This is a genomic window from Paenibacillus sp. S28, assembly GCF_016624415.1.
Classification (GTDB): domain Bacteria; phylum Bacillota; class Bacilli; order Paenibacillales; family Paenibacillaceae; genus Paenibacillus_AQ; species Paenibacillus_AQ favisporus.
The window spans coordinates 139,158-159,994 of record NZ_JACVTM010000009.1; the positions used below are offsets into that span (position 1 = coordinate 139,158).

At 53.6% G+C, this 20,837-nt stretch carries 22 protein-coding genes; 12 read left to right on the forward strand and 10 right to left on the reverse strand.

The window, feature by feature from the left end:
* The first annotated feature begins 33 nt into the window (after positions 1–33).
* Positions 34–762, forward strand: coding sequence for a FadR/GntR family transcriptional regulator (locus tag IAE55_RS21455; protein ID WP_200633845.1), 729 nt, complete (start codon positions 34–36; stop codon positions 760–762).
* A gap of 134 nt (positions 763–896) precedes the next feature.
* Here IAE55_RS21455 and IAE55_RS21460 read toward each other — a convergent pair whose 3' ends face one another.
* A complete protein-coding gene (locus tag IAE55_RS21460; protein ID WP_325168674.1) occupies positions 897–1,514 on the reverse strand; it encodes a glycerol-3-phosphate acyltransferase in 618 nt (205 codons plus the stop codon).
* Entirely contained in the window at positions 1,511–2,620 is a 1,110-nt protein-coding gene (locus IAE55_RS21465) for a glycosyltransferase family 2 protein (protein ID WP_200633846.1), read from the reverse strand. The genes IAE55_RS21460 and IAE55_RS21465 overlap by 4 nt, the downstream gene beginning before the upstream one ends.
* 295 nt (positions 2,621–2,915) lie before the next feature.
* Between IAE55_RS21465 and IAE55_RS21470 the strand changes: the two genes are divergently transcribed.
* Both IAE55_RS21470 and IAE55_RS21475 read left to right on the forward strand, forming a co-directional pair.
* The gene (locus IAE55_RS21470) at positions 2,916–3,344 is read left to right on the forward strand and encodes an Rrf2 family transcriptional regulator (RefSeq protein WP_145163360.1); all 429 of its coding nucleotides are present in this window, start codon (positions 2,916–2,918) and stop codon (positions 3,342–3,344) included.
* A 142-nt stretch (positions 3,345–3,486) separates the two neighbouring features.
* Positions 3,487–4,125 (forward strand): NAD(P)-dependent oxidoreductase, encoded by a 639-nt coding sequence (locus IAE55_RS21475; RefSeq protein ID WP_200633847.1) that lies wholly within the window; start codon positions 3,487–3,489, stop codon positions 4,123–4,125.
* 77 nt (positions 4,126–4,202) lie between these two features.
* Here IAE55_RS21475 and IAE55_RS21480 read toward each other — a convergent pair whose 3' ends face one another.
* On the reverse strand, positions 4,203–4,667 hold the full coding sequence (locus IAE55_RS21480; protein ID WP_146116434.1) for a hypothetical protein: 465 nt from the start codon (positions 4,665–4,667) through the stop codon (positions 4,203–4,205).
* Positions 4,664–4,978 (reverse strand): hypothetical protein, encoded by a 315-nt coding sequence (locus tag IAE55_RS21485; protein WP_145163366.1) that lies wholly within the window; start codon positions 4,976–4,978, stop codon positions 4,664–4,666. Before IAE55_RS21485 ends, IAE55_RS21480 begins: the two co-directional genes overlap by 4 nt.
* Positions 4,979–5,106: 128 nt before the next feature.
* Here IAE55_RS21485 and IAE55_RS21490 point away from each other — a divergent pair, with 128 nt between their 5' ends.
* Complete coding sequence (locus IAE55_RS21490; RefSeq protein WP_076173632.1) at positions 5,107–6,027, forward strand: AEC family transporter; 921 nt, start codon at positions 5,107–5,109, stop codon at positions 6,025–6,027.
* Positions 6,028–6,083: 56 nt separating this feature from the next.
* Here the strand turns inward: IAE55_RS21490 and IAE55_RS21495 are convergent, their stop codons facing one another.
* Positions 6,084–6,998 (reverse strand): helix-turn-helix transcriptional regulator, encoded by a 915-nt coding sequence (locus IAE55_RS21495; RefSeq protein WP_200633848.1) that lies wholly within the window; start codon positions 6,996–6,998, stop codon positions 6,084–6,086.
* Positions 6,999–7,159: 161 nt separating this feature from the next.
* Between IAE55_RS21495 and IAE55_RS21500 the strand changes: the two genes are divergently transcribed.
* Positions 7,160–8,179, forward strand: coding sequence for an aldo/keto reductase (locus IAE55_RS21500; protein WP_200633849.1), 1,020 nt, complete (start codon positions 7,160–7,162; stop codon positions 8,177–8,179).
* A 142-nt stretch (positions 8,180–8,321) separates the two neighbouring features.
* On the forward strand, positions 8,322–9,821 hold the full coding sequence (locus IAE55_RS21505) for an MDR family MFS transporter (RefSeq protein WP_325168675.1): 1,500 nt from the start codon (positions 8,322–8,324) through the stop codon (positions 9,819–9,821).
* A gap of 141 nt (positions 9,822–9,962) precedes the next feature.
* Here IAE55_RS21505 and arsC read toward each other — a convergent pair whose 3' ends face one another.
* The 3 genes from arsC to IAE55_RS21520 form a co-directional block, all read right to left on the reverse strand.
* Positions 9,963–10,382 carry an arsenate reductase (thioredoxin) gene (gene arsC / locus IAE55_RS21510; RefSeq protein WP_200633851.1) on the reverse strand — a complete coding sequence of 140 codons (420 nt, stop codon included), beginning with the start codon at positions 10,380–10,382 and terminating at the stop codon, positions 9,963–9,965.
* 26 nt (positions 10,383–10,408) lie between these two features.
* Entirely contained in the window at positions 10,409–11,704 is a 1,296-nt protein-coding gene (locus IAE55_RS21515; protein ID WP_200633852.1) for an arsenic transporter, read from the reverse strand.
* 90 nt (positions 11,705–11,794) lie between these two features.
* On the reverse strand, positions 11,795–12,121 hold the full coding sequence (locus IAE55_RS21520) for an ArsR/SmtB family transcription factor (protein ID WP_200633853.1): 327 nt from the start codon (positions 12,119–12,121) through the stop codon (positions 11,795–11,797).
* A 157-nt stretch (positions 12,122–12,278) separates the two neighbouring features.
* On the opposite strand from IAE55_RS21520, the gene IAE55_RS21525 reads away from it, so the two are divergent.
* Entirely contained in the window at positions 12,279–12,728 is a 450-nt protein-coding gene (locus tag IAE55_RS21525) for a MarR family winged helix-turn-helix transcriptional regulator (RefSeq protein WP_200633854.1), read from the forward strand.
* A 38-nt stretch (positions 12,729–12,766) separates the two neighbouring features.
* On the opposite strand, the gene IAE55_RS21530 is transcribed toward IAE55_RS21525, so the two are convergent.
* Positions 12,767–13,084 carry a hypothetical protein gene (locus IAE55_RS21530; RefSeq protein ID WP_200633855.1) on the reverse strand — a complete coding sequence of 106 codons (318 nt, stop codon included), beginning with the start codon at positions 13,082–13,084 and terminating at the stop codon, positions 12,767–12,769.
* A 17-nt stretch (positions 13,085–13,101) separates the two neighbouring features.
* Between IAE55_RS21530 and IAE55_RS21535 the strand changes: the two genes are divergently transcribed.
* Positions 13,102–13,914 (forward strand): arsenite methyltransferase, encoded by an 813-nt coding sequence (locus tag IAE55_RS21535; protein WP_200633856.1) that lies wholly within the window; start codon positions 13,102–13,104, stop codon positions 13,912–13,914.
* Positions 13,915–14,042: 128 nt separating this feature from the next.
* On the forward strand, positions 14,043–16,016 hold the full coding sequence (locus IAE55_RS21540; protein WP_200633857.1) for a DUF2339 domain-containing protein: 1,974 nt from the start codon (positions 14,043–14,045) through the stop codon (positions 16,014–16,016).
* A 152-nt stretch (positions 16,017–16,168) separates the two neighbouring features.
* Here IAE55_RS21540 and IAE55_RS21545 read toward each other — a convergent pair whose 3' ends face one another.
* Positions 16,169–16,894, reverse strand: coding sequence for an HAD family hydrolase (locus IAE55_RS21545; RefSeq protein ID WP_200633858.1), 726 nt, complete (start codon positions 16,892–16,894; stop codon positions 16,169–16,171).
* A gap of 424 nt (positions 16,895–17,318) precedes the next feature.
* Between IAE55_RS21545 and qoxA the strand changes: the two genes are divergently transcribed.
* Genes qoxA through qoxC form a run of 3 tightly spaced genes read left to right on the forward strand, consistent with a single transcriptional unit; the run spans position 17,319 to position 20,836 of the window.
* Positions 17,319–18,269 carry a cytochrome aa3 quinol oxidase subunit II gene (qoxA, locus tag IAE55_RS21550; protein ID WP_373309628.1) on the forward strand — a complete coding sequence of 317 codons (951 nt, stop codon included), beginning with the start codon at positions 17,319–17,321 and terminating at the stop codon, positions 18,267–18,269.
* A 27-nt stretch (positions 18,270–18,296) separates the two neighbouring features.
* The gene (gene qoxB, locus IAE55_RS21555) at positions 18,297–20,243 is read left to right on the forward strand and encodes a cytochrome aa3 quinol oxidase subunit I (RefSeq protein WP_094599501.1); all 1,947 of its coding nucleotides are present in this window, start codon (positions 18,297–18,299) and stop codon (positions 20,241–20,243) included.
* Positions 20,240–20,836: a cytochrome aa3 quinol oxidase subunit III gene (gene qoxC, locus IAE55_RS21560; RefSeq protein ID WP_145163386.1), complete on the forward strand. Its 597-nt coding sequence runs from the start codon at positions 20,240–20,242 to the stop codon at positions 20,834–20,836. Before qoxB ends, qoxC begins: the two co-directional genes overlap by 4 nt.
* The last annotated feature ends 1 nt before the right edge of the window (position 20,837 follow it).

Genomic DNA, 20,837 nt, shown 5'->3' on the forward strand with positions numbered 1-20,837 from the left:
AGTAAAAACTTTAAACGGAGGGACGCTTGAACGATGAATTCGCAGCGGCCGTTGAAACAATATGAGTGGGTAATGAATGATTTGAAGCGGCAGATGGACGAGGGCTCACTTCAGCCGGGGGACCGCCTCTCCTCGGTCGTGGACCTGGCGCTCCAGTACAATGTGGGCAGATCGACCATCCGCGAGGCGCTCAGCGCTCTGAAAGCGATGGGGCTGCTGGATATCCGCCAGGGCGGAGGCACGTTTGTGCGTACACCGCCCGCCGATCCGCTGCCGGTACATCCCGGACAGCTCTACGCGGACCTGTGGGAGGGACGCGCGGCTTCGCTGCGCCATCTGCTTGAGGTCCGGCGCGTGCTGGAGACCGGCTGCGCCTCCGTTGCCGCATCGAATCGCAGTGAGGCGGATCTGGCGGCTTTTGAGGAAATACTGCGCGAAATGGAGAACGCCGCCGATGAGCAGGTCAGCGAGCAGGCGGACGTGAAATTCCATCAGCAAATCGCCGCGGCAACGCACAATCCGCTGCTGCTGGATTTGATGGAATCGTTATCGAACAAGCTGCATGAAAACATGAAGGATATGCGCGCCTTGTGGTTCTATGCCGAGCGCTCCTCCGCCGAGCGGCTGCTGCAGGAGCATGCGTCCATCTACGAGGCGATCCGGACTCAGGATGCCAAGGAGGCCCTGGCCCGGATGGAGGCCCATATCACCAAAGTGGAGCAGGTGCTAAGCGAAAAAGGCGCGGGCGACCAGCCGCTTTGACCTCCAGGCTTAAGCCTGAGCCGCGGATGCGAAAGCTCGATGCCGCTGCCTAAAAGGCAAGCCCGCATTTAGCGTCCGCCCTTGCCTCCTGCCCACCCGCGTTTCAATTTACCCTGCATAGGCAGCACACAATGTTAACCTCCTCGCCGCCCGCTGTACCTTTTTAAAAATACTTCCAGCTTCCTTTTATTCGTATAGACGAGAATCAGCAGATTTACGAGCCATATGCACAAATATGGTCCCGGGAAGCCCCGGGCGATCAGATAGACGGAGACGAGCATGAAGCCGGCCACCACCTGGAAGCCGCTCGCTTCCGTGGATAAGGGCCGCCGGCTCATCAGCTTGGAGCCGATCAGCAGCAGCGCCAGAATGACGGCCAGCGCCAGCGATACCTCAAACCGGGTCAAGGCGCTCCATACCCCGAAGGTGACGGCGATTGCCTTGCCTCCCTTGAATTTCAGAAACGGCGAGAAGGCATGCCCCGCAACCGGGGCCGCGGCGACAGCCACCATACCATACCCGTGCACAGTGCCGCTGCCGGCGATCCATACCAGGGGCACATATCCCTTCAAAAAGTCCAGCGCTACCCCCGCCAGACCCAGCTTATACCCCGCAGCGCTCCAGAGGTTGAACGCACCCGGGTTCCCGTCTCCCACCGCCTTCAAATCCTTGTGCGCCGCCCGGCCCAGCCAATACGAGAACATCAGCGAGCCGCACAGAAATTCCACAGCCGTCAGCAGCAGAATCATCATGGTTCCCTATGACCCCCAACATCCACGGCCCTGTCCTTCCACATGACATGCCCCAGAAACATGACCTGATAAGCGGAATACAGCATCACCACCAGGAAAAAGATCGTGGATAAAATTTGAAGAACAGGCATCACGAAGCCGAATTTGCCTACATTTTTGATCAGATAGCCGATGTGCGCCATATACAGCAAGTAGCCCGCGAACAAGGGGATTCCCCATGGCGTGTTCCATAGAAAGAACACCCCTGTGGAGCAGACCAATCCGATAAACCAGAGCGCAATCAGCACGATCGTCCATGGACTCAGCTTGGCCGTGCTCAGCACCGCCCCTTTGCCGAATCCCTGCAGCTCGCTTTTAATACCGTGCGGGTACATGCGGAACGATACCATCCCCCGGCCGATAAAATTCGTTACGTCGATCCCGGCTTCCATGTACTTGGCGCCCAGGTTTAAATCATCCAGTATTTCCGACCGGATGCTGCTGTGGCCGCCGACCTGCTCATAATCTTGCCTTGTTGTCAAAATGCAGGAGCCGTAAAGTCCTTTCCGGAGATTGCGGCGTTCAAAAGGGGAGGTAAACGCAAATACGCCCAAAATATTCGGAATGAGTGCAAGGCGTTCGTAAAATTTCTCGGTGTGGTGAAAGGGGACGACGGAAATGACGCCACCGGTACGGGAGCGAAGCTGCAGAAGCGAATCCAGCGCATGCGGTGACAAGCGGATGTCGGCATCCAGAAAAACGAACGTATCCCCGGAAGCATGAAGATAGCCGTTCCACACGGCCCATGTTTTTCCCGTCCATCCGGGAGGAAGCGGCGGATTCTGCACGATGGTCACCCCGAAGCTCGCGGCGACGTCCCGGGTCCGGTCCTGCGAGCCGTCGTCGACGACAATGATCTCATGCGGCTGTAAGCTTTGAGCCCCGAGCGATTCCAGGAGAAAAGCCAGATTCTTCTCCTCATTCCGCGCCGGAATGATCACGGAGAGCTTAGCCCCCGCCTGCCGCCCTGCGCCATCGCTGCGAGGGACCCGATTTTTGCGGAACAAAACAATCCCGGAAAGGATGCCGATAACAAATAACAGGTAAAGAAACAGGTAAAGCCCCATAGCCAACAACCCCATCTCTCTAAAGTAGCTGGAACCTTGGAAGGTTAGAGCCTTTCGTGCGTCTGCCGGATCTGTCATGAAGCGTTATCATTGAATGATGCAACCATAGTGTAGCCGAGCATTCCTCCCTTTTCAATACATTATATTCCAGCCACTTGGCCAAGGATTCGCGGATTGCGCCATCCCTTCTGAAAACTTTCTGGCCCCTTCGGGCCATGCTGCGCAGCAGAACGCCTTTTATGATAAAATAATCTTATTACTCCCAGTACAGGGCGGCGGCAAGGAGGCATAATCCATGAATATCAGCAGCCGGTTTTCCGTGGCTATTCATATCCTTTCGATTCTGGAAATCAACAAGACGGGTACCAATACGTCTGATTTTATAGCTTCAAGCGTCAACACGAACCCGGTCGTGATCCGGAGAATTACAGGCATGCTCAGCAAGGCGGGATTGGTCGAAGTGAAGCCGGGGGTTCCCGGTGCCAAGCTGGCCAAGGATCCTAGTGATATAACGCTGCTGGACATTTATAATGCGGTTAACGTCGTGGAGGAGAACGGCCTGTTCGGCGTCCATGATTCTCCCAACCCGGATTGCACGGTGGGCCGCAACATCCAGGGAGTGATCGTCCCGCTGTTCACCAGCGCCCAGAAAGCGATGGAGAACGTGCTCGCTGCCGTTAAGCTCCAGGACATCATCCAAGACATCGAAGCGCATGAAATGTAACGCACGCCCCGACTCCCGGCCCGGAAGAGGGGCGTGTTTTTTTCGTATCGAAGGTTTGCCGTCCTTTTTGATTTGACATTCGCCCAACATGTAACTACAATAGTTACAGGAAAGAACATGATAACCAGGAGGGAACTTTTTTATGAATATTGGAGTTATTGGAGCCAGCGGCAAGGCTGGACGCCTTATTGTAGAGGAAGCGTTGAACCGCGGACACCAGGTGACGGCGATCGTTCGTGATGCAGGCCGCGTTACGGGGAACGTCAGCGTTCTGGAGAAAAATGTGTTTGACCTGACGGCTGAAGATGTGAAGCCATTTGATGTTGTCGTCAACGCCTTCGGCGCCAAGCCCGGGGACGAGCATCTTCACGTCGAAGCCGGAAGATCGCTCATTTCCGCCCTGAAGGAAGCACCGTCAACTCGGCTGATCGTCGTGGGAGGCGCAGGCAGCCTGTTTGTCGACGAAGCACAGACCACCCGCGTCCTGGATACGCCGGATTTTCCGAAGGAATACTTCGCTACGGCATCCAATCAGGGCAAAAACCTCGAGGATCTTCAGCAGTCCAGCGGGATTCAGTGGACCTTTATCAGTCCGTCGGCCTTTTTTGATCCCGAAGGGGCAAGAACCGGCTCCTACCAGACCGGAAAGGACCAGCTTCTCGTCAACTCAGCCGGCAGCAGCTATATCAGCTACGCGGATTACGCGATTGCCGTCCTTGATGAAATCGAGCATCCGCAGCATCGGAACGAACGGTTCACCGTTGTGGGTGAAGCCAAATAAATAGATGTATTGACAAAAGAGACGATCCCCTTTATTGGGACCGTCTCTTTTATTTACCGGAAAAGGCAGTTTCACGCTTATTTCGATTCCATCATCGAAGGAGCGGCCTTCCAGCTTATCTCCTCCAAAAGGGCGCGAACCCGTTCCAACATCATGTCCACATGCTCGGCATGCACATCTTTGAGGAGCGACATATTTTCCGGCTCGGCAATATAGCTGAGCGTGTTCAGGAACAGCTCCGTCTCCAAATCGATTAATGCGATTTCCCGCGCCCGGCCAATTAAATCCTCGTAGGGCATGCAATCCGGAGGGACATCGAGCCTAAGATGCAGAGCGATCTCCTTCAGCTTGGTTTTCGCCGCCATATGGGCGAGAATCAGTGCCGGCTGCAGCTGTCCCTCCTCTTTGAGCAGGATCGCCAGATTCATATGACTCCTGGATAATTCACTCCAAATTCGGGTCTTGGCGGACTGGAGGGAATCCCCATCCGTGTAAAGTTCCCTTTCTTTAACCAGGCTCGAGTTTGTCGTGTATGGACTCATTCCCAATCATACCTCCCTTGGAGCAGCACTTCTGCAGGAACTGAAGCCGGTATGGCTTGCCGGCGCGAAGTAAGGGGGTGCATACTCATCTTGAGTGTCGGCATATAAACTGCCGAAAGTGCTTGCCGCCTGCGGCTTCCTGTATCGGTTATCCAGGACGGGAACGTTCCCATCTTGACCGTTGCGGGCTTTAGGCTTGGTAACTCCTTGCATTCCTTGTTGTATATTTCGGTTTTTTCTGCATCAAAATGAAGGGTTTTCCATATTAAAACGTTTTCTCCAACCATCTGTTTGTTTTTGGGATACGCCATAGCAAGGTGCGCCCCCCGCCCCTCGGTTCCTCCCTATTTTTTTCATCACGGCTCCAGGTACGGTGCTATAATGAAGAGGTTGGTTTCAAATACATCATGACAATGATCTCGAAAAAGGAAGCTGAGCTATGATTGGAGACATACTTCTGGAAGTGGTGCTGCCCGTCTTTGTGCTGATTGGAATCGGTTCATGGATGCAGCGCGTGTTCCGCCTGGATTTGTACACACTGGCCAAAATCAATTTTTACTGCATAACCCCTGCCGCCGTCTTTATGAGCATGTATCATTCGGATATGTCGGGCGAGCTGCTCGGGAATGTGACACTCTTTTACGCATTATATGTATTCATTCTTTACGTGATAGGGACCTTGGTCGCCCGCCCGCTGAAATTCACCAAAAGCATGCGCGCCGCGTTCAACAACAGCATCATGCTGGACAACTCGGGCAACTACGGGATGCCGATCAATGCCCTTGTGTTCAAGGGGGACCCCCTCGCCAGCTCCATGCAGGCGCTGATCATGTCGCTGCAGAGCCTCCTGACGTTCACTTACGGAGTCATATCGATTCAGGGCGCCAAGCTGAAAGGCAATTACCGCAGCATGATTATCGGTTTTCTGAAAATGCCAGTCCCGTATGCGCTCGTGCTCGGAATCGTGCTGCATGCCGTGCATGCCCCGCTGCCCCTGTTCGTATCGCAGCCGCTCACCTATGCCCAGCAGTCGATGGTGGCCGTCGCCCTGCTGACGCTGGGGGCCCAGATCGTCAAGTATCCGCTCAAACTGTACCGTGTGGATGTATATATCAGCTTGTTCCTCCGCCTTATCATCGGCCCGGTCATCGGCGTAACGCTCGTGTTTGCGCTCGGAATGAAGGGAATTCCGGCCCAGGCGCTGCTCATCGCATCCGGCATGCCGACCGGGGTCAACACGTCGATTTTGGCGGAAGAGTACAACAACGAGCCGGATTTTGCGGCGCAAACCGTCCTGATTTCCACGCTGTTTAACATTATTACGATTACGGGATTGATATCACTGGCGAAAATGTTCTGAAATAGAGGCGAAATGCCTCTATTTTTTTGTATATATCGGCCAAGTCTGCTCCTGCCCTAGCGGGAACCGAGGACGAATTGGCGCGGCGTAACGCCGAGCACCCGCTTGAAATGCCGGTGAAAATGGCTTTGGTCGCTGAAGTTAAGCACTGCCGCCACTTCGTGAACGGGAAGACCGGACAGCAGCAGCTGCTGTGACCTGCGGATCCGCTCCCGGATAATATACTGGTGCGGCGGCAGGCCTGTGGTCTGTTTAAACAGCCTCACCAGATGAGACGAGCTGATATGGGCGGCTGCAGCCAGGTCTTCGAGAGAGATATCCTGGTCCAGAAAAGCATCGATGTACTGCAGCGCTTGATCCAGCTGATTTTTGTCCAGCTTATGCGGGGCCGCCCGGCTCCCGGCTTTGGTGCCTGAACCGTAGCGGTCGAGCATATGGACGGTGAGCATGCGCATCAAGGAATCCGAGTAGAGCCTGCCGCCCATCCCCCCGCTCTGCTGCTCTTCGTGGAGCCAGCGGACCAGCTGGACGAGCCGTTCATCCTGCAGCCGGATCTGCGTCGCGAAATCGATCTGCCTGGCTCCTCCTGGGAGCTCCAGCTCACCGGCTACCTTTTGGACCAGGTCAGGGCTCAGGTCGAGACGGTAGAAATCCAGCTCCCTGTCCCACCGGCACAATGACATGTCGCCTGCAGAAAATACGTTGATATGTCCAGGCCAGGCCACCCCTTCCCCGCTGTATCCGTCGGACCGCTCAAACACGCGGACCGGCTCCTTGGTACGGTGAATGACCATGAGGTGCCCCGTTAATACCGGCTCAAAGGCTTCCTGCGGGGGGACTTGCTCCAAACTGGACAACGTATACTCCGGCTTCTCCACGATCCTGTTTTCACCCTTTCCCAATGCTGGCCGTATCGGCAATGCGTTCTCCTCCCTGCCGCCTGGATGCAAATGAAACGCTTTTTTTTCCATTCTAAACGCTGCTTCCTTCCCTGACAAAGGGTACTTCGGCCCAAATGAGCATTTTGTTCAAAAAAGACGATCAACCGGTTCAAGAAACCGTCCCCGGATTCCCCGTATACTTGGGTTCAAGAAGGGCACCAACCCTATAACATGAATGGAGGCGTTAAAGCATGAAATATGCAAGACTCGGAAACTCGGGACTGATCGTGTCCAAACTGGCATTCGGAGCAATGACTTTTGGCACGGGAAACCTCCCAAGCGTCTATAAGGTAGGCCCATCAGCTGCCCGGCAGCTGGTGGACGAGGCGCTGGCGGCAGGCATCAATTTCTTCGATACTGCGGATGGTTATGCCGACGGGCAAAGTGAGGAAATGCTGGGGCAGCTGCTCGGGTCCCGCCGGCAGGAAGTGGTCATTGCCACCAAAGGCGGCTTCCGTGCGGGCCCTGCGCTTGTTCAGTCGGGCTTGTCCCGCAAGCATTTGTTTGCCGCCGCAGAGGCGAGCCTGAAACGCCTCGGCACCGATTACATCGATTTGTACATCGTTCACAAGACGGATCCCTTCACGCCGCTGGAAGAAACGCTCGAAGCGCTCAACGACCTGGTCCGGCAGGGAAAAGTCCGCTATATCGGCTTCTCCAACTGGCCGGCCTGGCTGGCGGCCAAGGCGGTGCAAATCCAGCGTGAACGGGGCTGGGCCACCTTCATTAGCGGACAGATGTATTATTCCCTGGTCGGCAGGGACGTCGAGTATGATATCCTGCCGTTCATGAAGGACGCAGGCGTCGGGCTGACGGTATGGAGCCCGCTGGCCGGCGGATTTCTAAGCGGCAAGTATTCCCGCAGCAATTTACAGGATCCGGACGGACGGCTGAGCGGCTTTGACATCATTCCGTTCGACAAGGAATGGGGTTTTGCCGTGCTAGACCACGTTCACAGCATCGCCGATGCGCATGGCGTGACGGCAGCACAGGTATCGCTTGCCTGGCTGCTGTCCAAAGCCGGCGTCAGCAGCGTCCTGGTGGGCGCCAGCAAAATGAGCCAGCTGGAGGACAATTTGAAAGCCATCGACCTGGAGCTGACGGCTGAGGAGATGCTGCTGCTGGATCAAGCCACACTGCCGCGCCCGCTCTACCCGAATTGGTTTGCCGATTCGATGCTGGATGCGGAGCACATTAAAGCGCTGGGGTAACGTAGAAGTACGGCGGATAATGGAGACCCGACGTTGCGTATTTTATTTTCACTTGTTTTCCGGTTCGTTCATATTCAGTTCATAAACATCGTGTATTTTGGTTTCATTCCAAAAAAGCAATAGAGAAATGAGGGAGTTTGGAGTGAAATCAAATCGAAACACGCTGATTTTGATCGGACTGATGATCGGTCTGATTTTTGCGGAGCTGGACGAAACCGTCGTGTCCACGGCGATGCCTACCATCATCCGCGATTTGCACGGCCTGGCGCTGTACGGCTGGGTCGCCGGCATTTACATGCTGGCTGCGACCATTTTTATGCCGATCCTCGGCAAGCTGGCCGACATTTACGGCCGGAAAGTCGTTTATTTAAGCTGCATGGCGCTCTTTATCGCAGGATCGATCGTGTGCGGCCTCGCCCCATCGATGACGTTGCTGCTCATCGGCCGGGGCATTCAGGGCATTGGGGCCGGGGGGCTCATGCCGATCGCCTTAGCCATCATCGGAGATTCGTACCCGCTGGAGAAACGCGCCAAAATCCAGAGCCTGTTCGGCCCCATGATGATCATTCCCCAGCTGCTGGGTCCGACGGTGGGCGGATATTTGGTCGGTCACGTCAACTGGCACTGGGTGTTCCTGATCAACATTCCGGTTGGCCTGATCGCCGCTCTGGTGCTCGGAATCGGCATGCGGGAATCGCGCGGAGACGAGAAAAAGCCGATCGACTGGCTTGGTTCATCGGTGCTTACCTTAAGCCTGCTGTCCCTGCTTATGTCACCGGTTCTCATCGATAACCAGGGTCTGGCCTGGTCTTCGCCAACGATTATCGGGCTGCTGGTTATCGGCGCCTTGCTGCTCGGTCTGTTTATCTGGATCGAGACGAAGGTCAGGGAGCCGATTATCCCGCTGCATTTGTTCCGTAACCGCAATGTGGTCGTGCTGTCGCTGCTGGTCTTTATTCTCATGCTGGGCCTGATGGGCGGCATCGCCACCTTCCCGTACTTTGCCCAAAATGTGATGGGGCTGACACCGACGCAATCCGGGTACCTCATGCTGGCGTTTATGGCCGGCGCCATTCCGTCGAGCATCGTTAACGGATTTTTAATCACCCGGGTTCCATACCGCAATCTGTTTATTATTTGCTTTATCCTGCCGGTCATCGGCATCTATCTTCTGACGCAGCTCGGCATTCACACGTCCGTGGTGTATATCGTCGCTTCCTTCTTTATTCTGGGCCTCGGCCTCGGCGCCCTGTTCGGCGGCGACAATCTGATCGTGCAGGAATCGGTGTCCAAGGAGAACAGCGGCATTGCTCTCGGCACCGTGCAGCTGATCCAATCGCTCGGCACGACGATCGGCCTCAGCGTCTTCGGAAGCCTGCTTGCCAAGCATATCAAGGATGGCGTCTCCTCCATTGCCGGACAGCTTCCTGAAGGAAGCGCAGAGCACCTGGCTACGGGAGGCATCCCGGCAAATCTGGCACCGGACCTGCTGCTGAAGGTGCAGACCGTCTTTGTGGACGCGTTCCAAAACTTGTTCGGCATCGCGTTCGTGTTTATCCTGGTCTCCTTTATTATCACCTGGTTTTTGAAAAAGGGAGTGCTCACCAGCAAAGAAGCCGCGGCCGAGTCGGGACACAGCTGAGCCGGCTGCCCGTAGTTTAAAGCTTAAAATATGGCTAAACGCTTCTCTAGTCATGCACTGCAACCCAAAATAAATAGCGACAGTCTTGGGACAAAAAAAACCCCGGACTGTCGCTATTTCATTTCCAGCTATCCGCTGTTTCTATTTCCCCGTTTTGGCAAATCGCTCGATTCTTTCGCCGATCTGATCACGTACACGTTGAAATACGGCCCACTTCTCTTCATCTGTTCCCTGGGCTTTCGCCGGATCGTCAAATCCCCAATGCTCACGTCTGACTTGCGGCGGTGTGACGGGGCATTTGTCCGCCGCATCGCCGCAGAGGGTCACTACGAAATCGGCCTCGTTAAGGAGTTTGGGATCAATCATATCGGAGGTTTGACCGGAAATATCAATCCCTGCTTCTTCCATGGCTTTGACGGCATTGGGATTGAGCCCATGAGCTTCAATGCCCGCACTGTACACATTCCAGTCGTCACCGAGGTATTTTTTCGCCCAGCCTTCAGCCATTTGACTCCGGCAGGAATTGCCTGTGCACAAAAAGTAAATTGTTTTCTTGTTCATATGAGCGTGTCTCCTTGATATGAAAATTATAAAATCGCCAACCACAAATACAGGCCCAGCAGCGTAACCAAAAGGGTAGGAATCGTCAGGATGACGCCGGTTCTAAAATACGTCCCCCATGAGATTTTGACCCCTTTGGCGGACAGCACATGAAGCCACAGGAGCGTCGCCAGTGATCCAATGGGGGTCATCTTTGGTCCTAAGTCGGAACCGATGACATTGGCATACGCCAGAGCCTCCTTGATAGCATCGGTTGTGTGGGTGGATTGTATGGCCAGGGCATCAATCATGACGGTAGGCAAATTGTTCATTACAGATGACAGCACGGCAGATATAAAGCCCATTGAGATCGTCGCCGCAAACAATCCCTGATCAGCTGCCGACTGAATGACTTGAGCTAATAAGTCCGTCAGCCCGGCATTCCGCAATCCATACACCACCACATACATGCCAATGGAGAAAAAGACGATGGCCCACGGGGCTCCCTTAACCACATCCTTGACCGGAACGATTGGACTTTTTCTTGCCATAAGCAAAAAGAAGATCGCGATTACACCAGCGACGATGGATACTGGTATATTTAAAAATTCGCTCGCAAAGTATCCGGCCAGCAGAAAGGCAAGTACAACCCAGGATAACCTGAACATTGCAGGATCCTTGATCGCATCCTCCGGGTTCCTTAGATCGGCGGCATCAAACCTCGCGGGGATGCTCTTTCGGAAGAACAGGTAGAGAACGATGATGCTGGCTCCTAGAGCAAATAAATCCGGGATGATCATATGGCCGGCGTATTCCATGAAGGAAATACCGAAGAAGTCAGCAGACACGATATTTACGAGGTTGCTGACAACCAACGGCAGTGAGGTCGTATCTGCAATAAACCCGCTGGCGATAATGAACGGGAACACCTTCTTTTCATCGAATCTGAGCGCCCGCATCATCGCGAGAACGATCGGCGTTAGGATCAGTGCAGCACCGTCATTTGCAAAAAAAGCAGCCACAACGGCACCGAGGAACGAGACATAAATAAACATCCGAAGACCGCTGCCGCGGGCGGCCCTTGCCATATGCAGCGCAGCCCACTCGAAAAATCCGATGCTGTCCAGAATCAGAGAAATAAGGATGATGGCTACAAAAGCGAGCGTAGCATTCCATACGATTTGCGTGACATCCCAAACGTCTTGGAATCGAACCACTCCAACGAGCAGAGCAAGAACAGCGCCTCCGCAAGCTGACCACCCGATAGACAGGTTTTTGGGCTGCCAGATGACGAGTATTAATGTGATCAAAAATATGACGCAAGCCAATACAACGGTTACCATTTCAACCTCCGTGCGAACTGTCGCTGATCTTGTTTGTAAACATTCGCAAATCATTATATAACTATGTGCTTATATGATCAACAAATAAACTTATTTGCACACGGAAGTTATATGTTGTTTGTTAAGTGCGGCTAATATAGCTTGGGAATTGGGCGTGAGGTCCAATACAGCTTGAATATATGGTTTATCCTCTACCTTTAAGGAGTAATACACCCATTGTCCGCGCTTACTTTCCTTCACCAGCCCCTGAGATTTTAGCTTTCTTAAATGCTGGCTCACAGCAGGCTGGGAGACCTCCAGGATCTCAACAAGCTCACAAACACAAAATGCCCGGTCCTTAAGCAAAGATAATATGGTAAGGCGGGTGTAATCGCTAAGCAGCTTTAGCTTGTCTGCCATCTCGCGAATTTGTTCCATAAGGCCCCTCCTCCTTTCGTGATATATAAGCGAATGTTTATATGATATGATGATGAGAAATTAAAATCAAATCCAATGAAATTCAACTTTTCCCCAAAAAACATTTGCATTTTGCAAATAAGTACTATATAAATAAATTACGAGGTGAAAAAACGCAATGGAAAGCACTCGCGAACTATTCCAGATCATGACCCGCCGCTTTGGCTTACTCAATAAAAACTGCTGTACCGTGGGCGGGCATGATATCACACCGGTTCAAAGCCACATTTTATTTGAGGTTGACCGCAGGCACCATCCATCGATCCAGCAGATCGCAGAAGCATTAGGCACCGATATCACAACATTCAGCCGACAAATACAATCCCTCATCAAAATGAACCTGATCAAAAAGACGCCAGATCCTACAGATCGCCGGGTTTCGACGCTCGCTCTAACGGTTGAAGGGAAATACGTCGCCGCCACCATCGACCATCAAATGAACGCTTATCTGGATGATGTATTTTCTTTTATGACCGAGTTTGAGAAAGAAACCGTTCTCCGGTCCATAAAATTGATGAATGAAGCGATGGCCAAATCCGATTATTGCTGCAAACCGATGTTAGGGTAAATTTTTTTAACCTCAAATACTTGCAACTTGCAATTATTTCAATCGTATACAACGCCTTGATCTGATGTCAAATGGCTTTGCTGCTCCCGCAGCGGGTCATTCAACATACACAACCATTTAAGGAGGTCCTTCGATGTACGATCACTTTTACACCGCCGAGTACCTGATGAAAATGAACGAACAACAAGTGCAAAAAACGGCTCGGCAAGCTTGGAAATGGTCCACAGAAAAACCAAAAATGGGTCGGTATAAGTTCCTGGATTCTGTCCGTAAAGCGAAGTCAGTTCCTTGCTGCTCTCCACCCATTCAGGCTTGCTGCTAAAGTGCTGCTGACCATTGATCGATTCCAAACCCATTCTAAGGAGTGTTATCCATGTCAAAGTTAACGAATGATGAAATCCGCCAAAACGTGCGTAGCCGATATAAGCAGATTGTCGTTGCCGAGATGAATGCTGGATCTTGCTGCCAACCGGACAACAGTCAAGCCAGCTGCTGCAGCACGCCTTCCGATTTTAATTCGATCTCGAGCCGATTAGGTTACTCCGACGACGAATTAAACGCGGCACCTGAAGGCGCAAACCTTGGTTTGGGATGCGGTAACCCGCAGGCGATTGCTTCTTTAAAGGCTGGTGAAGTCGTACTGGATTTAGGAAGTGGCGGCGGATTTGACTGTTTTCTGGCATCGCGCCAGGTAGGAGATACGGGTAAAGTCATCGGCGTCGACATGACCCCCGAAATGGTCAGCCGTGCACGCAGCAATGCAGTGAAAGGCAATTTCAAGAACACCGATTTCCGTCTGGGAGAAATTGAGCATCTTCCCGTAGCCGATCACACGGTTGATGCTATTATTTCGAACTGCGTGGTCAATTTATCTCCAGATAAACAGCAGGTGTTTCACGATTCTTTTCGGGTGCTAAAAAGCGGAGGCCGGCTGGCCATTTCGGATATCGTTACTACAGCAGATTTACCTCCTGAGATCAAAAACGACCTGGATGAGTTGTATTCAGGCTGCATTTCAGGGGCTTCTTCCGTCAGTGAAATTGAAGCGATGCTTAGACAAAGCGGGTTTACAAACATTAGCGTTGAACCTAAGGATGAGTCCAAAGCTTTTATTAAGGATTGGGTCCAAGGATCGAATATTGAGGATTACATTGTTTCGGCTGTCATCCAAGCCACCAAGCCTTAAGCTTGTGGAATGCCGTCCTGTTTACCCATGTCCACCCATATTATGGCTCTTGTTCCAGCCGAGATGTGTTATATTAGTACCATCTCGGTTAAATACATAATTATGGAATTTTTAGGGGTGAACAGCTATTGGATTTGGAAAGAAGGATTGAGCAGCTCGAAGCGAAAATGAAAGCGATGGAGCTGGAGCTGAACGAACTTAGACGGGAGAGGCCGGGTGTGGGCGATCCTCGGCAGCAGCCGGTGAACCCGGGAGCCAATGCCCAGCGGCCGGTGCAGCCGCAGGTTCCGCCTCAGGCTCCCTACGCGGCGCCGCAGTCACCGGGCGCTGTATACCCGAACCCGCCTGGGGTACATCCTTACCAGGGGCATCCAGGCCAGCAGCCGATGCCTGGGCGGCCGGGAGTGCCGGGGTACCCTGGAGGTCCCGATATGGGGCCGTATCCGGGCCAGCCGGGAACCGCAGGTTACCCGGCGCAGGCGGGCCCGCACCAAGGCCAGCCGGGCCAAGGGCCGTATTATGGCCAGCCCCGTCCCGCCGGGCCGCAGGCCCAGCGGCCGCCCAAGCCGCCTAAGCCGCCCGTGGACTGGGAGCATGCCATCGCCCGGGTGTGGCTGCCGCGCGTGTTTATCGTCGTACTGCTGCTCGGCGTCCTGTGGGGCTTTATCGCCGCCGTGTCGGCGGGGTATCTGACGCAGCCGGTACGCTGCCTCCTCGGCCTGGTTGCCGCCGGCGCCATGTACTTCTTCGGGGAGCGGCAGGTCCGGGCGCAGAGGGAAGGATTGGCGCAGGTGCTGCTCGGCGGCTCCGTCGCCGTGCTCATGCTGACCTTTTTTGCGGCGCATCATCTATATGAATTGATTCCGTCCTGGTTAGCTTTCCTATTATATATCTTGTCCATCGCCCTGGGGGTGTGGACCGCCGTAAGGCGCCGCTCCCAGACGCTCGTGATTATCATGACCGTCGGCGGTTATCTCATTCCGTTCCTGGTGAAATCCACGGAACCAAACGCCTGGATCGCCGCAGGTTTCGAGCTCGTCTTTTCCCTGGCGATGATGGCGCTGTCGATCCGCTATGCTTACCGCGCCGCTTATTTTGTGTCCATCGGCGTGCTGCATCTGCCGCTGATGATTCTATACATGGCGGGTGATTTCGAAGGCAGCCGGCATGTCTTCCTTGGCGCGGTATTCCTGCAGCACGCCCTGCTGCTCGTCCTCTCGCTGGTCCGTCCGTACCGCCACCGCGTCGACGAAACGGTGTCGCTCATGACCGGCTTCGGGCTGGTCGTACTGTGGATTTACGCTTTGTACAATCAGGTGGGCGGCCCCGGTCCCGAATCGATGATGATGATCATCTGGGCGGTTATTTACAGCCTGATCGCCCTCTGGCGGGTAATGAGCGGCCGCGTTCCCCACGAATACATGGCGATCGCGACCTGCGCATGGCTCATTTGGCTGGTTGAAATCGTCAGCCGGGAGGCACTGCCGCTGTCTGTCCTGATCGAGGCGTCCCTGGGGCTCGGCCTCGGCATCCTGCTGAGAAGCCGGATGCAGCAGATCACGTCCGCCATCCTGTATTTGTTCGGGGGACTGAGCATTCTGCAGCTGATCATTCACGAGATCCTTTCGATCGAAACGCTGTCCTGGATCGTGCTCCTGGCCAGCCTGGCAGGCTTGTCGGCGGTCCTCCGCCGACATATGGCCGAAGAATGGCAGCGGAAAGTACCAGATATCCTGATGTGGTCCGCCGCGCTGCTGTCCATCGTCTTCCTGACGGAAGTGACCTCGGTCCTGACGCGGAATCTGTCGTTCGACCTGCAGCATTTGATCCTGTCGGCCGAATACGCGCTCTATGCGATCATTGTCATTATTTACGGCGTCATGGTGCGTAAATCGATGGTCCGCCTGGCCGGACTGATCGTCCTGCTGATCACGCTGCTCAAGGTCATCTTCTTCGACCTGCCGGGCGTGTCGCTGGCCGTGCGGGCGATCCTGTTCATCGGACTGGGCGTCGCCGGGATCGCCGTTTCCCGAATTTTGTACAAACGCAAAGGGGCCGATACCGAAGCCCCGCCGGGAACTCCGCCGCTCCCGCCGGAATAAATACGACCATGACTGCGTCGCGCGCACGTTATTCGGCCCCATTCAAGGCGCGATACACGGCAGCCATGCTTATCGATTTCCAAAATAAAGGGTGCCTGCACATCCCCGATGGATGCAGGCACCCTTTTTTTCATTAAACAGCCAACCACCCACTAGCCGCCCAGCAGAACGGATCTCAGCTCCTCGTAGCCCCCCAGAATATGATGGGGCTGATGTCCGGTCGCAAACGGCTCGACGACATTCCGATGGTTAAACCAGACAGATGTCCACCCCACCTCCAGCGCGCCGATGACGTCGTTGTTCCAGGAGTCGCCGATGTACCAGCTTGCCCCAGGCTCCGTTCCCGTCGCCTCGTTCACATGCCGGAACAGCCGGGGATCCGGCTTGTCCATGCCCACCGCTCCGGACACGAATACCCGGTCCAAGCCCACAAGCTTGTCCAGCCCAAGCGCACGGACTTTGTTCATTTGATGTTCCATCGGGCCATTGGTGATCACGCCGACCACATCGCCTCGCTCCTGCAGCTCCCGGATCAGCTCCTGCGCCCCCGGAAACAGACGAATGTCGAACTGCCCCTCCAAATAGGCCGCCTGAATCGCAGCCGCCTGCTCCCGGTCCACGTCGATGCCGAACTCCGCAAGGGCCAGCTGAATCCGCTGCTCGCGCATGTCCTCCAGATCCCCCGCATTCGCCGGATCATTCACATGTCCATGCCGGGCCGACAGCAAGTCGCTATAATGCCGGAACCGGTGGTATACTTGTTCATAAGGAAAGCCGTCCGGCGGCGATATCAAGCGATCGAGCGCCTGCCGCAGCGGTTCCAGATGGTCATACAGCGTATCGTCCACGTCAAAAAATACCGCTCTTTGTTCACCCATTTTCTTGTTTTCCCCCCATCTGCCTGTCCGCGATCACATGCCGGCTGCTGCCCGCATTAGCCCTCATATTGTACCATACAGCGGGCTTTTGGGACGCCTCAGCCGCTGTTTCAGCAGGAAAAAATCCGTTAACGGCTTATGATAAGCCCTTTCAATTGTGACGAAACTGGCAACATTGACAAAGCCTTGTGCAATTTTGAACAAAAATGAAAATCCCCGATTTTCAGCGATTACAGTGATTTTTCGCACAATTTGAGGTTTTTTTAAAAATCATGTGAAGATGTTCACAGAATATATGTAAATGATTTACATTTATTACTTTTGTTGCATTTGTTTTCATTCCCCCGGATTACTAAGCTATGGCTATAAGGTTCATTATTTTTAGACCAATTCAGCTACATGTAACGCTAGAAAGGAGCTCACTGTGAAGAAAAAAAGATGGTTATTTTTTGGTTTATTTGTATCCATCATGTTGCTGCTTAGCGGATGCGACTCGTCGTCACTCATCGTGCTAGATCCGAAAGGTCCGCAGGCAAAAACGCAATCCAGCACGATTATTTTCTCCATCCTGATGATGGCTTTCGTCCTGATTGTTGTTTACATCTTGTACATCATCATGCTGACCAAATACCGGGCAAGCAAAACCAGTGACGATTATATCCCGCCTCATATAGAAGGTAACAAATGGCTCGAGTTCACCTGGATTGCGATTCCGGTTATCATTGTGGCCATTCTATCGGTTGTCACGGTCAAAACGACCAGTGCGGTGGAAAGTGTTCCTGCCGGTTACGAGGATCAGAAGCCGCTGGTTATCTATGCCGCATCGTCCAACTGGAAATGGCACTTCAGTTATCCTGAAGAAGGCGTTGAAACGGTGAACTATGTGAATATTCCTACAAACCGGCCGATCGAGTTCCGCCTGTATTCTTACGGACCGATTACGAGCTTCTGGGTGCCGCAGCTTGGCGGACAGAAGTACGCCATGAGCGACATGGTCAACACGCTTCACCTGCTGGCTGACACACCGGGTTCCTTCATGGGACGTAACTCCAACTTCTCCGGTAAAGGCTATGCGCAGATGGAGTTTGAGGTACAGTCCATGAGCGCCGGAGACTTTAGCAAATGGGTCGACGATGTGAAGAAAACCGCGCCTCAATTGACTGAGGACAAATTTAACGCGCTGTTGAAAACCTCCTACGTTGGACGGGAATCCTTCTCTTCCACGCACCTCGGGTTCAACCCGCCGCCTGAAATGGATATGTCCGAAGGACATCACGGCAGCGGCAGCAGTGACAAAGATTCCGGCTCGGAAACGATGGATCATTCGGATATGAGCAATATGGAAGATATGGGGTCCATGGAACATGGAAACTAACATCAACTGGAAAGGAGACCTATCTGCATGAAATGGGACGAATTTTTTGTAACCGGTGAGCCGATGATCTATGCTGCCATGGTCAGTATCGTCGTCGTTTCCCTCGCCATTCTGATCGGCCTGACTTATTTTAAAAAGTGGGGTTATCTGTGGCGCGAATGGCTCACAACGGTTGACCATAAGCGGATCGGGGTCATGTACATCCTGGCCGCTCTCATCATGCTGTTCCGCGGCGGCATCGACGCCCTGCTGATGCGTACGCAGCTCGCGGCTCCGGAAATGAAGTTTCTGGATGCGCAGCACTATAACGAAATCTTTACAACGCACGGCGTTATCATGATCCTGTTCATGGCGATGCCGTTCGTTATCGGACTTATGAACGTTGTCGTTCCGCTGCAAATCGGGGCGCGCGACGTAGCTTTCCCAAGACTGAACGCCGTCAGCTTCTGGATGTTCTTCTTCGGAGCGATGCTGTTCAACATTTCCTTCGTCATCGGGGGATCGCCGGATGCCGGCTGGACCGCATACTTCCCGCTGGCGAGCCTGGAGTTCAGCCCGACCGTAGGTAACAACTTCTACTCTCTGGCTCTTCAGATTTCCGGTATCGGTACGCTGATGACCGGTGTCAACTTTATCGTAACGATTCTGAAAATGCGTGCGCCAGGCATGAAACTGATGCGCATGCCGATGTTTACCTGGTCCGTCCTGATTACGAACGTTATCATTCTGTTCGCATTCCCGGTTCTGACCGTTGCCCTTGCCCTGATGATGTTCGACCGCATCTTCGGCAGCCAGTTCTTTACGATGGCGAACGGCGGTATGGATATGCTCTGGGCCAACCTGTTCTGGGTATGGGGACACCCTGAAGTATATATCGTTATTTTGCCGGCCTTCGGTATATTCAGTGATATTATTTCCACGTTCTCGAAAAAGAATTTGTACGGTTATAAATCGATGGTTGCCAGTATGGTGGTCATCTCGCTCCTGTCCTTTATCGTATGGGCTCACCACTTCTATACGATGGGCGCGGGCGTTATGGTCAACGGCTTCTTCTCCATCACGACGATGGCGATTGCCGTACCGACCGGCGTAAAAATATTCAACTGGCTCTTTACCTTGCAGAAAGGTAAAATCTCGTTCACGACACCGATGCTGTACGCGATGGCCTTTATTCCGATCTTTACGATCGGCGGCGTAACCGGCGTCATGCTGGCGATGGCCAGCGCGGACTACCAGTACCATAACACGATGTTCCTGGTTGCCCACTTCCACTATGTATTGATTCCGGGTACCGTCTTCGGGGTTCTGGCAGGCATGTACTTCTGGTTCCCGAAAATTTTCGGTTTCCGTCTGAACGAGAAGCTCGGCAAGACGGCCTTCTGGCTCATCGTCGTCGGCTTCAACACAGCCTTCCTGCCACTGTTCTTCCTTGGACTGAGCGGCATGACGCGCCGGATGTACACGTATTCGGCCGACACCGGCTTTGGCCCGCTGAATATGGTGGCTACGATCGGTGCCTTTATCCTGGCCATCGGCTTTGTCGTTCTGTGCTATAACTTCTACTGGAGCTTCCGTTACAGCCCTCGCGACGAAAACGGAGATCCATGGGATGCTCGTACGCTGGAATGGAGTACGCCAAGCCCTGTGCCGGTGTATAACTTCGCCAAGGTACCTAACGTCAAATCCATGGATGCGCTGTGGGAAGCAAAAGTCAACGGGGTACCTCTCTACGAAGAAGGCCCTTACGAACCGATTCATATGCCTAACAACAGTGGTCAACCGTTCATTCTCGGCGTCATTATGTTTTTCCTAGGCTTTTTCCTGGTATTCAGCTGGTTCATTCCTGCAATCATTGCGGGTATCGCTGTCGTAGTCATGCTGGCTCTGCGTTCCTTCGAACGCGATCATGGCTATCACATTTCACCTGAGGAAATTGCCGCCACTGAACAGAAATTGCGGGGTGATTCCGTATGAAAATAAATGATTCACTGCCACTTGAGTATAGAACGGAAGAGAACAGCAACAAGATCTTCGGGTTCTGGCTCTTCCTCGGGGCAGAGATCGCCCTCTTCTCCACGCTGTTCGCCGTCTATCTCACGCTGTGGAACCGGACGGGGAGCGGCCCGACGGGGAAAGAGCTGTTCGAACTGAACGGCGTCATCTGGGAGACGTTCCTGCTCCTGACCAGTAGTTTTACCTGCGGCCTTGGCATTCACGCCATGCGCCTCAATCTGAAGAAGCCGATGATCGTCTTCTTCGTCATCACGCTGCTCATGGGTCTCGGCTTCCTGGGCATTGAGATCACCGAGTTCGTCAACTACGTTCACGAAGGCGCTACGCTGCAAACGAGCGCGTTCCTGTCCAGCTTGTTCGTCCTGCTCGGTACCCACGGTCTTCACGTGACGATGGGTATTCTCTGGGGCGCCGGCATTCTGATTCAGGTCGGCCGTCAAGGCTTTACGGATGAGACGGCGAACAAATCGTTTATCTTCTCGCTGTACTGGCACTTCCTGGACGTTGTCTGGATCTTCATCTTCAGCTTTGTCTACATGAAAGGACTGATGTAAT

What these genes read in the sequence shown, in the direction of transcription:
- IAE55_RS21455 (WP_200633845.1), top strand. Translation starts at nt 34, where the DNA reads ATGAATTCGCAGCGGCCGTTGAAACAATATGAGTGGGTAATGAATGAT.
- IAE55_RS21460 (WP_325168674.1), bottom strand. Translation starts at nt 1,514, where the DNA reads ATGATGATTCTGCTGCTGACGGCTGTGGAATTTCTGTGCGGCTCGCTG.
- IAE55_RS21465 (WP_200633846.1), bottom strand. Translation starts at nt 2,620, where the DNA reads ATGGGGCTTTACCTGTTTCTTTACCTGTTATTTGTTATCGGCATCCTT.
- IAE55_RS21470 (WP_145163360.1), top strand. Translation starts at nt 2,916, where the DNA reads ATGAATATCAGCAGCCGGTTTTCCGTGGCTATTCATATCCTTTCGATT.
- IAE55_RS21475 (WP_200633847.1), top strand. Translation starts at nt 3,487, where the DNA reads ATGAATATTGGAGTTATTGGAGCCAGCGGCAAGGCTGGACGCCTTATT.
- IAE55_RS21480 (WP_146116434.1), bottom strand. Translation starts at nt 4,667, where the DNA reads ATGAGTCCATACACGACAAACTCGAGCCTGGTTAAAGAAAGGGAACTT.
- IAE55_RS21485 (WP_145163366.1), bottom strand. Translation starts at nt 4,978, where the DNA reads ATGGCGTATCCCAAAAACAAACAGATGGTTGGAGAAAACGTTTTAATA.
- IAE55_RS21490 (WP_076173632.1), top strand. Translation starts at nt 5,107, where the DNA reads ATGATTGGAGACATACTTCTGGAAGTGGTGCTGCCCGTCTTTGTGCTG.
- IAE55_RS21495 (WP_200633848.1), bottom strand. Translation starts at nt 6,998, where the DNA reads ATGGAAAAAAAAGCGTTTCATTTGCATCCAGGCGGCAGGGAGGAGAAC.
- IAE55_RS21500 (WP_200633849.1), top strand. Translation starts at nt 7,160, where the DNA reads ATGAAATATGCAAGACTCGGAAACTCGGGACTGATCGTGTCCAAACTG.
- arsC (WP_200633851.1), bottom strand. Translation starts at nt 10,382, where the DNA reads ATGAACAAGAAAACAATTTACTTTTTGTGCACAGGCAATTCCTGCCGG.
- IAE55_RS21515 (WP_200633852.1), bottom strand. Translation starts at nt 11,704, where the DNA reads ATGGTAACCGTTGTATTGGCTTGCGTCATATTTTTGATCACATTAATA.
- IAE55_RS21520 (WP_200633853.1), bottom strand. Translation starts at nt 12,121, where the DNA reads ATGGAACAAATTCGCGAGATGGCAGACAAGCTAAAGCTGCTTAGCGAT.
- IAE55_RS21525 (WP_200633854.1), top strand. Translation starts at nt 12,279, where the DNA reads ATGGAAAGCACTCGCGAACTATTCCAGATCATGACCCGCCGCTTTGGC.
- IAE55_RS21530 (WP_200633855.1), bottom strand. Translation starts at nt 13,084, where the DNA reads ATGGGTTTGGAATCGATCAATGGTCAGCAGCACTTTAGCAGCAAGCCT.
- IAE55_RS21535 (WP_200633856.1), top strand. Translation starts at nt 13,102, where the DNA reads ATGTCAAAGTTAACGAATGATGAAATCCGCCAAAACGTGCGTAGCCGA.
- IAE55_RS21545 (WP_200633858.1), bottom strand. Translation starts at nt 16,894, where the DNA reads ATGGGTGAACAAAGAGCGGTATTTTTTGACGTGGACGATACGCTGTAT.
- qoxB (WP_094599501.1), top strand. Translation starts at nt 18,297, where the DNA reads ATGAAATGGGACGAATTTTTTGTAACCGGTGAGCCGATGATCTATGCT.
- qoxC (WP_145163386.1), top strand. Translation starts at nt 20,240, where the DNA reads ATGAAAATAAATGATTCACTGCCACTTGAGTATAGAACGGAAGAGAAC.